Annotated in this window: 8 protein-coding genes; 6 read left to right on the top strand and 2 right to left on the bottom strand. The window is 35.6% G+C overall.

Going from position 1 to position 12,587, the window contains the following annotated elements:
• The first annotated feature begins 119 nt into the window (after positions 1 to 119).
• The 6 genes from D1Z92_RS11635 (at position 120) to D1Z92_RS11610 (ending at position 9,548) form a co-directional block, all read left to right on the top strand.
• Complete coding sequence (locus D1Z92_RS11635; protein ID WP_128895845.1) at positions 120 to 1,277, top strand: sensor histidine kinase; 1,158 nt, start codon at positions 120 to 122, stop codon at positions 1,275 to 1,277.
• Between the two features lie 2 nt (positions 1,278 to 1,279).
• Positions 1,280 to 1,936: a response regulator transcription factor gene (locus tag D1Z92_RS11630; RefSeq protein ID WP_128895844.1), complete on the top strand. Its 657-nt coding sequence runs from the start codon at positions 1,280 to 1,282 to the stop codon at positions 1,934 to 1,936.
• Between the two features lie 125 nt (positions 1,937 to 2,061).
• On the top strand, positions 2,062 to 3,063 hold the full coding sequence (locus D1Z92_RS11625; protein WP_128895843.1) for an ankyrin repeat domain-containing protein: 1,002 nt from the start codon (positions 2,062 to 2,064) through the stop codon (positions 3,061 to 3,063).
• A gap of 167 nt (positions 3,064 to 3,230) precedes the next feature.
• Positions 3,231 to 6,404, top strand: coding sequence for an ankyrin repeat domain-containing protein (locus D1Z92_RS11620; protein ID WP_128895842.1), 3,174 nt, complete (start codon positions 3,231 to 3,233; stop codon positions 6,402 to 6,404).
• A gap of 199 nt (positions 6,405 to 6,603) precedes the next feature.
• The gene (locus tag D1Z92_RS11615; RefSeq protein ID WP_164931591.1) at positions 6,604 to 8,016 is read left to right on the top strand and encodes an ABC transporter substrate-binding protein; all 1,413 of its coding nucleotides are present in this window, start codon (positions 6,604 to 6,606) and stop codon (positions 8,014 to 8,016) included.
• Positions 8,017 to 8,195: 179 nt separating this feature from the next.
• Complete coding sequence (locus D1Z92_RS11610; RefSeq protein ID WP_128895840.1) at positions 8,196 to 9,548, top strand: ABC transporter substrate-binding protein; 1,353 nt, start codon at positions 8,196 to 8,198, stop codon at positions 9,546 to 9,548.
• A gap of 99 nt (positions 9,549 to 9,647) precedes the next feature.
• On the opposite strand, the gene D1Z92_RS11605 is transcribed toward D1Z92_RS11610, so the two are convergent.
• Together D1Z92_RS11605 and D1Z92_RS11600 are read right to left on the bottom strand one after the other, a co-directional pair.
• Entirely contained in the window at positions 9,648 to 10,412 is a 765-nt protein-coding gene (locus D1Z92_RS11605) for a TspO-related membrane protein (protein ID WP_128895839.1), read from the bottom strand.
• A 368-nt stretch (positions 10,413 to 10,780) separates the two neighbouring features.
• The gene (locus D1Z92_RS11600) at positions 10,781 to 12,463 is read right to left on the bottom strand and encodes an L-lactate permease (RefSeq protein ID WP_128895838.1); all 1,683 of its coding nucleotides are present in this window, start codon (positions 12,461 to 12,463) and stop codon (positions 10,781 to 10,783) included.
• Positions 12,464 to 12,587 lie beyond the last annotated feature (124 nt).

Genomic DNA, 12,587 nt, shown 5'->3' with positions numbered 1-12,587 from the left:
AAACATAAGTTTACGCCTCAGTAGCCAAAAACTACTTACTGTATTCGCCTAAACGTTTTCATTAGATTATAATGTATATTTGTAATGCTAGCGACAAGGCGAAGGAGCACTTATGATAGATGAAAAATCTTTTTCTTAATTTAAAACTAATTTTAATCATCATTCCAGCGATTGCTACCATTTTTATTTCCAATATAGCAGATGTTTCTTATTATATTTTTTCTGTGTTGTTACTGCTTTTTATTGTGGTATTTCGCTGGGTAGGAATGATACCCACAAAATATTATATTTTTTTAATTTTGATAGAAGCGGCAGCTGTCATATGGATTTGTTATCAATATAAAGGAATAACGTATTTACTTGCTTATTCTATTCTTATCTCTGTATGGGAAGAGCTAAATATTAAGCATAAACACACGTATTCTTTGTTGATTTTAATTGTGATGGATTTTTTGTTTCTATCTGAGGGTGTCCTCACATTGTTTATGATGAATTTTATATTTATAATTTTTAGTTTCTTGTTTTCCTCCCATACGTTTACAAAAGAAAAACAAGATGAGCTGACTATCATTTATGATCAATTAAGGAAGAAGCATTACGAGTTAGAAGAAGCAAAAAAACAAGTAGATAATTTTGCGAAACAAATTGAAAAATACGCGCAAAATGAAGAGAGAGAAAGAATATCTAGGCAATTGCACGATGATTTTGGCCACCAATTAATTCGTTTGAAAATGATGATGGAAGCAGCTGTTCAAGTGTATGATACAGATCAAGAACAAGCACGTACCATTGTTGTCAAAGTACGAGATCAATTAACGGATAGTATGAAGTCGTTACAGCAAACGGTGAGAAAAATGCATGATACAACGACGAACCAGTATGAATTGCGTACTTTAATTGACGAATTTGTGCAAGATTGTGGTGTTCATGTTCAATACGATATGCAAGGCATACCTTATGAATTGTACCCTAGCGAAGAAATGATATTATACAACAATGTGAAAGAAGCAATGACGAACGCTGTGAAGCACGGCAATGCAACAGAAATAACCGTAAGTTTGCAATATGAACAACATGCTTTTACATTTTCTATTTCTAACAACGGTGTACTACCTACAAGCATTAAGCGAAAAGGGCTGGGTTTACTCAATATGGAGGAAAGAGTGAAATTGCTGAACGGAGAAGTTTCCTATTCCATGCAATATCCATTTACAGTGATATGTCGCTTGACTCGGAATGTTAGAGAAGAACACGAACATATAGAAAGGACGACATGAAGATGAATCGAGTTGTCATTGTAGACGATGATCCTTTTATAAGAGATAGCCTAGAAATGATTATTAATTTGAATGCTTCATTTCAAGTCGTGTATACATGTGCAAATGGAGACGAAGCATTTCAATATGTACAAGAAAATCATGAAGCCATTGATATCGTTTTAATGGATATACGAATGCCTATTTGTGATGGAGTAGAAGGAACGAAAAAAATAAAACAATCTTTCCCTCATGTTGCGGTCATGATCCTGACTACGTTTGATGATGATGATTACATTGTGCAGGCAATCAAACATGGAGCGAACGGATATTTACTGAAAAATATCCCTCCAGATCAAATTATTCAAGGTATCTCATCTGTTTTACAAGGAAATTTATTAATTCATCCGCATATTGCGAAAAAAATAAGTTCTTTTATTCAGTCACCAGTTGGATCTGCTCATTCAAAAGTGAATCAAACGTTAGAAGAAATGAAACTAACAAGTAATGAGCAAAAAATTGTAGAAAAAATAGCAGATGGCTATTCTAACAAAGAAATTGCTTCTGCATTATTTTTAAGCGAAGGAACGGTTAAAAATTACATCAGTGATATACTTCATAAACTGAAATTGCGAGATCGAACGCAAATTGCTATTTTTTACTTAAAACAGAAGATCTAATTTCCACCTCTTTGTAAAGACATAAGATCATGAGATCACATTTCATTTTAAAATACTACGTTTTATAACGTTATGTAGTACTATGTATCAAAAATGTGAAAATCATTAAGTATGAGGTGATCCAATTGAAAATTAATGAAGCTTATATTAAACAGGTGAACAATGTCATTGAAACAGGAGGGAACATTAATATACAGGATGAGCACGGTAGAACTGCATTATACTACGCGGCTTGGAACGGGGATATGCAGCTGGCAAAGAGTTTGATTGAAGTAGGGGCAGCAGTGGATGCAAAAAATAAAGGATATTGTGAAACGGCTTTGATGGTAGCCGTTCAAAGGAGGCATTTTGACATGGTTAGTTTATTTGTTGAATCTGGTACGGATGTGAATAATCAGAATGTGTTCGCTTTACTCCATGAGAGTTATCAATCTATAGCGATGCTAGAGCAGTTAGTGGAAGCGGGTATAGCATTAAAGGGAGAGGATACATGTAGAACGAGAGTATTGCTAGATGCTATAGCTTGGTATCATGTACACCCAGATTGTTTGAAAGCCATCGATCTTTTGCTTAAAACAAACATTGATGTCAACATGCAGACGTATAGTGCATATAGGGAGATGGGGAATACTGCCCTCATTGTACTAGCGAAACAATTACAACGTAAAGATAAAAATAATGTATTGCTTAGTGCAGCAGAGAAGTTAATAGAAGCTGGTGCGGACGTAAATAAAAGAAATGATTTCGGTGTCTCTCCGCTGGAAGAAGCCGTAAAAGCAAATCATGTGGGTATGGTAAAGTTATTGATGAAAGCCGGAGTGGATATACAAATTGTTTTTTCAAGTGGCAGAACGGCATTAGATGAAGCGATACATTGTGGGGATCAAAAAATGATCGAACTGTTATTGTATACGGATTCCACGATGGATGAAAAAGACATTGTTTTTTACAACGGGGTTAAGGCAATAATTAACGAAGACACGGAATTACTACAACAATTGTTAGTTAGTGGATACGATGCTTTTTACAGAAGCACTTCAGGAGAAACATGGTTAGGAGTGGCTGCTGAAAGAAGTAAACTATCGCTCAATGTGTTATTAAACAACAATAAATGTGTTCATCCATAATACGTGCTTTTTATACACCTAGCTAAGCTTCATGAGCTAGGTGTTTTTGTTTTACCTATTTTACATAGATTGGTATGTTGCCGATATGTAAGTAGAAAGGTTAAATGTATATCATGTTTTGTACTGACAGCAAACTATAATATTCAATAGCGAGAGAAGGGTAAAAGATGAAGAAATTTAAGTTTATGATGGTGCTATGTATATTGTTTACTAGCGTATTAAGCATAGGGATGCATAGTGTCGTAGCGGATGAAGAAAGAGCACCAAAGATATATGTAAGCACGTGGGATCAACAACTACGTGATCAACTTGGACCTCCTATCATAAAAGAAGATAGTAAGCTAATACCATTTATTTCACTGCCAAGAGCAATGTTATATAACGTCGGACAAGTCTTTGATGTCGATTGGAATCAAAGTACTAATGAGATAACGCTGACAAGTGAAGATAAAGAAATAAAGCTAACCGTTGGGGATAAAACAGCCTATGTAAATAATAAAAAAATACCCCTACAATCTGCACCGCAAATAGCATTATTTGAAAATCATCAATATGTGTATTTGCCCGTTACTTTTATCAATCATCAGTTTGATATCTATGTAAAAGATAGTCTTTTTTATAACGACGTAACCGTATATCCTTATGACACGTTGCTGTGCCTAGCAGTGTGGGATAAGGATAAGGAAACAATTACAAGATTAGTAGAGAATGGAATAAACATTGATGAGTACAATTCCACTTGTTCACCATTACATGCAGCAATAGACTACAATGATGCAGAGATGGTAGATTTTTTGTTGCAATTAGGAGCAAATGTGAATGTAGTCTATGAAGATAAAACGGCTTTAAAGCGGGCAATGTTCGATAATGATGAAAAGATGATAAAGACTATTCTTCAATATGAGCCCGAAATTAAAACAAATGATAAAGCATTTTATGATGGCATTCATATACTTCTGAATGAAGATACTAATGCCATGCAACAATGGTTAAAAGATGGCTTCGATCCTTATCTTGAGAATGTTACTGGGGATACGTTGTTATCGATAGCAGTAGATTGGGACAAGGAAAATATGATATCCACTATATTGGAAAACAAGCCTATAGATCGTTATCAAAGAGGACAAGGTGAAAGAGCATTGCTTCACGCGATTGATGGTGAAAAGACGAATATCATAAATTTATTATTAGATGCGGGAGCAACTTTATCACTTGAAAATAACGAACTTGTGAAAGCTCTAGAAAACGATAATGTAGAGAAAGTTAAGCTATTGCTGGCAGCTAAAGCAAATGTACTTGCAAACAAAAGCAGTTTTTCCATGACAGCATTAGATCATGCTATTAAAAAAAATAATAAGGACGTGATTAAACTCCTTTTTGCAACAGAACCTGACTTTGAAGAGGATACAATATTTTATAAAGTAATAGAAGCACTAATTTTCGAAGATGAAGAAGCGTTGCAAAAATTGCTGGAAAGTGGACTGGATATTAATGAAGTGAATAAGAATGGAGATATGCTTTTACATTTCGCTGTGAATGTATTAGATGCAAAAGCATTTGAACGTTTATTAAATATAGAAAATATAAATGTGGACGTACCTAACGAAGAAATGGAAACTCCATTAATGTTAGCAAGTAAACAAGGATATGCGGACAAAGTCGAGACACTTATCCGTTTTGGGGCGGATGTGAATTATAGAAATAACGATACATCCGTACTAGAACATGCTATAAAAGACAGTCATCCGAATGTTGTTACAGTGTTAATAGAAGGAAATGTAGATGTAAATGTACAAGATAACGATGGGGAAACGGCGTTAATGATTGCAGCAAATAGGAACGAGGAAATAGTTAAGATTTTATTAGAAGCAAATGCAGATGTGAATGTGCAAAATAATAAGGGAAAAACAGCCATCATGTTTGCAGCAGAAGAAAAGGAAGAGCAGATAGTTCAATCTCTCATTGAAGCAAATGCAGATGTGAATGTACAAGATAACGATGGGGAAACGGCTTTAATTTATGCGTTAAAGAACAGTTATGCTTTAAACGAGATGAATAAAGGACTAATTGCGCACTTATTACAAGCAGGAGCTGATAGTACCATAACCACAGTGGATGGTTATTCAGCTGTAGATCTAGCAATTAGACATATGAATAAATATAGAGATAAAGAAATATTGCTTTGGATGTACGATGAAAATTTTCAATTTTCGTCAGAGGAGCAAGCATATTATGATGCAGTATACGCGTTAGTGCAAGCAGATAGCGGCGCTGTCCAGGAAATCATAGATACCGGTTTTGATCCTAACATATCTCACCGAAATGGAGATACTTTATTAAATATTGCCGTTCATTTAGGAAAAGAAGCAGTAGAGTTACTATTAAATGTAGATGAAATTGACGTCAATGTGCAAGATAGTAAAGGGATAACGGCTTTAATGTATGCTGTTTATTTACAGGATGAGCAAATTACCAATATGCTACTTGATGCCGGAGCTAATCCTAATTTAAAGGCTGATGAACGGCTTTCATACTATGAGTTAAACATATCCTATGGTATAGAGGAAAGCTTTGATTCTGAAACAGCCTTAATGCTAGCTGTGGCTAGAGAGAATACATCGTTAGTGAAAGTGCTTTTAGATGCTGGGGCAGATCCGAATATTGCGACTACATACAGAGGAGAAACTGCCTTAATGTATGCTGTTGAATTGCATAATGTAGAAATAACAAAGTTGCTATTAGATGCCAAAGCAGATGTAAATCAACAAATGGAAAATGGGGTAACTCCGTTAATCATAACTGCGAAAGTCGCAGGAGATCCTACCATAGCAGAAATGTTAATAGAAGCAGGAGCAATGATAGATCATAGAGATGAAAAAGAGAAGACTGCACTGATGTGGAATTTGGATTCTTTAATTATTGGCTCTAATATCGCATATACATTAATAGAAGCAGGGGCAGATGTGAATACAACTTACAAAGACAATTTTTTGGAGGGATTTACACCTTTAACAGTTGCAGTAGTAATAAATAATATGCATAGTGTGACTGGAACACAATTAATCGAGGCTATGCTTAATAACGGAGCAGATGTCAATGCACCAGATGGTAGCATAAGTAGTGCTTTGTTATATGCATCCTATGATTTCGGTTACGGTATAGATTTTGAAGTGATACAAATGCTACTGGATCATGGTGCAGACCCACAATTGAAAGATGAGAATGGCGATACAATTTTAGATTATATAAAGGAATTAAAAGAGGACGCAATAGCATGGGAAAGAGATTATAACCCACTTTATGACGAAGTGATATCTCTGCTAGAGAAAGCAATGCAGTAAAAAAATACAATTGAACGGTATCCACTCAACACCTAGCTACGCTTCATGTGCTAGGTGTTTTTGTTTTATACAAGTTCTTGCACCATCATAAACTGTGTATGACTTGAAGAACGCACCATACTGTAAGTTGCTATACCCTCATATAAAGATTAGAATGAGAATAAGTGTGTTGCTTAACTATACTGGGAGGGGGGATATCATGAGTAAAAAATGGTGTTGGATGCTTCCGATGTTGCTATGCTTTGTTTTTATCATGGGATGCAGTAGCGATGAAGACATGTCCTCTGAAGCAGAACCAGTCGTGTTAAAAGTGATGGTAGATAATAGAGATCAATTTTATAACGACTACGGTAAAATGTATTTGTTTGAGAATCAACATGTGGAGTTTGAAATTATATCACCTTATGAGTTATTGCAATATTACTATTATAATGATAGAGATAGTGATTTTGATTATGTCGGTGAATTGCATGAATTTATTGAAGCACAACAACCAGATATTTTATTTTTAGATGAAAAAGATTTTGCCATCTTAGCGGATACAAATTATTTATTCGAACTATCTTCATTAATGGAGAATTCGGAGTTTGATAGCGATGCTTTGCATGATAACGTATTGCAGTATATTCAATCTTACGGTGGCGGTACATTATATGGTTTGACTTCTTCTTTTCAATCCTCGGTCATGTATTACAATAAAGAGCTGTTTGATCAATACGACGTGCCATATCCTCAAGACCATATGACGTGGAAGCAAATCATGGATTTAGCAGCGATGTTTCCTGTATCACAGGATGAAGAGCACGAGTTGTACGGGTATCAAATAGGAGGTACTTCTGGTGACCTTAGTGATTTTATTTTACAATTAGGAAGAACACATGGATTAACGTCCATCGATGTGGAAGCGATGGAAATAACGATGAATACAGAGGGATGGGAAGACGTATTTACCTTAGCATTGCAAGCCTCTGATGCAAATTTGTTATTTATCCCCGGCGAATATGTTGAAAAAGAGCATCAAGCAGGTCGTATGGTGCATTATATGGATACAGAAATGTTCTTAAGAGGTAAAAGTGCAATGGCATTACAAAGTGATGCGTACATAAGTGAATTAAACAATCTAAAAACACAGTGGGAATTCTGGCAAGGGGAATTAAGACCGATAGATTATGATGTAGTCACTGCTCCAGTAAATCCAAGTTTCTCGGATCAGGGCGGGAAGTTAGAGGTGCAGCAATATCATGCGATTTATGCCAATTCGGATCATATAGACCAAGCTTGGGATTTTGTCTCCTTTATGAATGGAGAGAAACTAGCAAAAGTCATGGCGAAAACGACCGAAAATCAATTGATGTTAAGAAGTGAGTACACGCAAATACCGAGTGCTGTCAATAAGGATGCATTTTACAAATTAACTCCTCCTTCTAATGAAAATGAGCTTAGGCAAGATTTATTATTGAACAGTCAATTTCGTTCTGATTTTTATGCTTTATGGAAAGAAGAAGTAACAGCACTAATGAATAACGAAAAGACGATAAAGGAAGCACTAGAAGCAATAGAAGAGAGAGGACAGGACTACCTAGATTTAGCTGTTATGCGGAGTAAGGAATAAACGACTTCGCATAACGTAACTGTAAGAGGTAGACTGTAAAATAATTTTAAATAAACATATAATGTAATCATGTTTAGTGATTGTAAATTGATCTAAATTTAGAAGATAAATAACAATGACGGCATAAAGCTTTGTTGCCACATTGTTGATCATAATTAAACGAAGAGGAGAAATGTAAAATGAAAAAATGGATAGGTATATTCGTATTATTATTTTTATTTGTTTCTGTAATTGGATGTAGTAATGGTGGAGACACAATAAATCATACAGAAGATGAACCTCAAGTGATAAAAATCATGGGGCAGTGGTGGGATGAACAATTCTTTTATGAGCAGTTCGGGAACTACTATATGTTTCAACATCCAAATGTAGAGTTTGAAGTAATATCCATAAACAATTTGTATGAAAAAGTAGATGAAGAGGAGATTGAATTTGAAGAAGCTTTACATCAATTGATTATTGAAGAACAGCCAGATGTTTTTATTTTACAACAAGATGAACTTTTTTCTGATTTAGCAGCAAATAATCATTTGATGGATTTATCGACATTAATTACTGATACTGAATTTGATATAGAAAACATAAACGAGAATATCATTGAGTTTGTAAAGACAATGGGAGGAGGAACGCTATATGGTCTCCCGACGTCATTTGATAATGAAGCACTCTTTTATAACAAAAGTCTTTTCGATACATATAACATACCATATCCAACAGATTATATGACTTGGGAGCAATTACTTTCTCTTTCGAAACAATTTTCCAACGTGGAGGGAGAAAAAGTGTACGGCTTACAGATGGGAGGTAACGATTCATTATACAATCTCATACGTGATATTGGTAAGACAAATACTTTAAGTGTAGCGGACGCAGCTAATCAAAACATTACGATAGATACGAAATCGTGGTATGAAGTGTTTAGTTTAGCCTATGATGCTTACTTGTCCGGTAGTTTATACTTTCCTAACGAGAATAAAGAGGAAGGCGACCGGAATTTTTTTAAAGTAGGTAAGAGCGCTATGATGTTGAAAAAATATACCAGTATAGATAATCTTATGCAATCAAAGGAGACTCCAATAAATTTTGATATGGTTACTGCTCCAGTTCACTCGGAACTAAATCATTTAGGTGGGAAATTTGAAATTGAAGATATTATTTCTATACATTCAGCATCTCAAAATGTAGAGGCGGCATGGGAATTTGTGCAATTTATCAACGGTGACGAGCTTGCCAGAGTTAAATCGAAGTCAATTAGAACATTGCTAGCTAGATCATCCTATATGGAATCTGCTTATCCTACTATGAATATAAGTGCTTTTTATTCGCTAGCACCTTTACCGTATAATGAAAATGATAATCATATGTCTTATCCTACTGAATTTTTAAGTGCTTTTTATGGTATGTCTGTAAAAGAAGTTGAAGCACTTGTAAACAATGAACAGTCGGTAAAGCAAACATTGCAGGCAATACAGGCAAGGGGAGAAAAACTATTGAAAGAGACAGCTGCGATGGATGAAGAACAGCCTAATTAAATCATGATTATAAATAAAGGAAGGTAGGTGTATCGCGTGCTGTCGATCACCTATCCTTCCTTTTATGTTCTATGAAGATTTTTTTTCTGGTATCAACAGTTAAGTTGACCTTTTCCTAAATAAGTAAAGTGAGTATACAAACAGTAACCCGCTTAATACGTAGGCAACGACCATAATAGAAGTATAATCTGACTGCTTAATAGCAATGCCGATGAAAGCCCAAATAAAGACGAGTACAACGGCAATATCATTGTATTTTCTACTTATGAGAACTGCCAGTGCAGTAGCTATAATGAGCATAGTGATGGTCCAGCCTGTATCACTAATGCCCCAGCCATTCCACTCGATATCATATAACCAAGTACTAATATTGACGATCGTAGCCACACTGATCCAACCTAAATAAAGACTGAAAGGAAGCTGTGTAAATATTTTCACTATTCTCGTGGCATTCTTCGTGTTCTGATGCGTGAGATGATATAACTTAATAATGCTAATAAGTAGGGCGATCATGGTTAAAACGGAAAAGAATACGAGTTCACCATGCCAGAAGAAAAGCCAGGTAATGTTCAATGCAGAACTAATAATAAACCAAGCACTGATTTTCTTCACTTCACCTATTTGTTTTCTTCCAGAAGGTAATAACGTTAAAATGACAAAACCCGCAAGTAAAGTGTAGATGACACTCCATATGGAAAAAACGTAGGATTCTGGTGTAATGAGAACGGGATATTGATCTGATAATTCACGTGTATCTTTCCCGAATAAGGGAAGCGCATTAGCTAAGTAATTGACGATAAGCGTACTTAAATATGCAACAAGATTAAACCATGTAATAATATAATTCCTTTGATTTGAGGACATTGTTATCAACTCCTTGTTTATCCATGTTGTTTATAGTGTATGCGCATACAAATAAAAGTTTCATGCAAAAATGAATTTTACTCTATTCAACATACTATAAAATGTAAATGAATATCATGATAGACTAATGTAAGTGTAAGTGCACCTCCTCTTTAAAACAGTTAAATTCAACATACATATCCTACTGTATGTAAAGTATAATTTAAAATGGTATATATTTCAATTCATATACTGTGAATGCATTGTGCTTTAATTGCGAGGTAATATATAAAAAAGTGGTTGTCAGACATGTGCTGACAACCACTTCTTAAATTATTTCTTTTTACAACTTCTGCTTTATATTCTTTCAAATAACCATCACATCACCATCACAACAATAAAAGGAAGCCAATGATACCGCTTAGCAAAGCGTAATATGCCATTGGAATTAACGTGTAACGAATGATGGTTCCTTCTTTACCGACCAAATTGACAACGGAAGCGGCAGCAACTACGTTGAGTACACAGATCATATTTCCTGCATTCGCCCCTAATGCTTGTAAGGCTACAATCGTTTGCGGGCTAGCATTAATCTGATCTGCAACACTGAATTGGAATAGAGAGAACATCATGTTGCTGAATGTTGCACTTCCAGAAATAAACGAACCTAACGCACCGATAAATGGAGCAATCAGTGGCCACATACCACCTAACGCCTCTGCTGCTGCATTAGCTAACTCAATCGGCATTTCTGCTAGTCCGGCATTGTTGACGTTCGAATTAATAAAAATACGTACCATAGGTACCGCAGTTCCAAGGGCTATGACACTGCCAACCATCGTAGAAAGGGATGTGCCTAGTGTTTTGGTCACATCGTTAACAGATGATCTTTTCAGGAAAAACATGATAATAAACGTGATAAGCACCGTAAATATGAAAATCGTTCCTGGTAAATACAACGGCTGAAAATCAACGGAAATATCCGTGCCAAGTATGTTATTCCAAGCTACTGTGACTTTTTCACTATTCAACCAATTTTTAAATGGTAGTTGTTCTACTCTGGTTAAGACGAGCAATATAGCCACGATGAAATAAGGCGTCCAGGCAAGCAATAAAGGCATTGGCTTTCTTTTTTCGTTTGATTCTATATCGTCTTCTTTACTATCTTGTGTTGCAGTGGCTTCACGATCGCTTTTAAATAACCAAGGTTCTTCTGGTAATAAGAATTTACGTTTCGCCGCAGGAATGATAATCGCTAGTCCAAATAATCCACCAAAAATAGAAGGAAATTCAGGTCCAAGGAATGTTGCAACGAGCAATGCGGGAATGGTAAAGCTAATACCTGCAAAGAGAGCAAATTTCCATATTGCCAAACCTTCACGCCAAGACTTGTTTTCACCAAAAAAACGAGTTAGAAAAGCGACAAGAATAAGCGGGATAAACGAACCAACAATCACATCAATGGATGAAATTTGTATAGCGATGTCTTGTATGTATTGTGTAAATGAAACATCTTGTTTAGCGAGTTCATTCACAACCAATTCATTTGATTCTTCTAATCCTTTACCTATACCTACTAACATGGGTGTACCAACAGCACCAAATGTGACAGGTGAGCTGTCAGCAATCAGCATGAGTACGACGGCAGGTAATGGTGCAAATCCTAAAGCTACAAGCAACGGAGCACCGATAGCCGCTGGTGTACCGAAACCCGCAGCACCTTCAATAAATGATCCGAATAGCCATGCAATAATAATGACTTGAACTCTTCGATCTCGGCTAATGCCCATAAACCCTCTACGGATTGCATCTACTGCTCCTGTAATTTTTAACGTGTTCAACAGCAGTATCGCACCAAATACAATAAATAGTATGGTAAAGGCAACGATAAACCCTTCTATAATAGAAGCGGAAATTTGTGTAGAAGGCATTTCCCAAAATACATACGCTAATATACCTGTAATAATAAGACTGAGTGGCATCGCACGTGTGGCAGGCATACGAAGAATAACAAGAAAGACAAAGACAGAAAGAATAGGCATCAAGGCTGTTAGCCATTGCATGATTGACATTTTAACACTTCCTTTAATTCCATTTGTGTAGTAGTAACATTCTGAGTTGCAACCCTTTATGTCCACAATGTTTTAATATTAAACTTTAACCATTTTGATAACAAAGAGAACGGGATATTTACTG

This window comes from Longirhabdus pacifica, assembly GCF_004115085.1.
Lineage (GTDB): Bacteria > Bacillota > Bacilli > Paenibacillales > DSM-105158 > Longirhabdus > Longirhabdus pacifica.
The sequence above is the reverse complement of the archived record's forward strand: the minus strand, read 5'-3'. Positions and strand labels throughout refer to the sequence as shown.

Coding starts and splice junctions, on each gene's coding strand:
- D1Z92_RS11635 (WP_128895845.1), top strand. CDS start 120: ATGAAAAATCTTTTTCTTAATTTAAAACTAATTTTAATCATCATTCCA.
- D1Z92_RS11630 (WP_128895844.1), top strand. CDS start 1,280: ATGAATCGAGTTGTCATTGTAGACGATGATCCTTTTATAAGAGATAGC.
- D1Z92_RS11620 (WP_128895842.1), top strand. CDS start 3,231: ATGAAGAAATTTAAGTTTATGATGGTGCTATGTATATTGTTTACTAGC.
- D1Z92_RS11615 (WP_164931591.1), top strand. CDS start 6,604: ATGAGTAAAAAATGGTGTTGGATGCTTCCGATGTTGCTATGCTTTGTT.
- D1Z92_RS11610 (WP_128895840.1), top strand. CDS start 8,196: ATGAAAAAATGGATAGGTATATTCGTATTATTATTTTTATTTGTTTCT.
- D1Z92_RS11605 (WP_128895839.1), bottom strand. CDS start 10,412: ATGTCCTCAAATCAAAGGAATTATATTATTACATGGTTTAATCTTGTT.
- D1Z92_RS11600 (WP_128895838.1), bottom strand. CDS start 12,463: ATGTCAATCATGCAATGGCTAACAGCCTTGATGCCTATTCTTTCTGTC.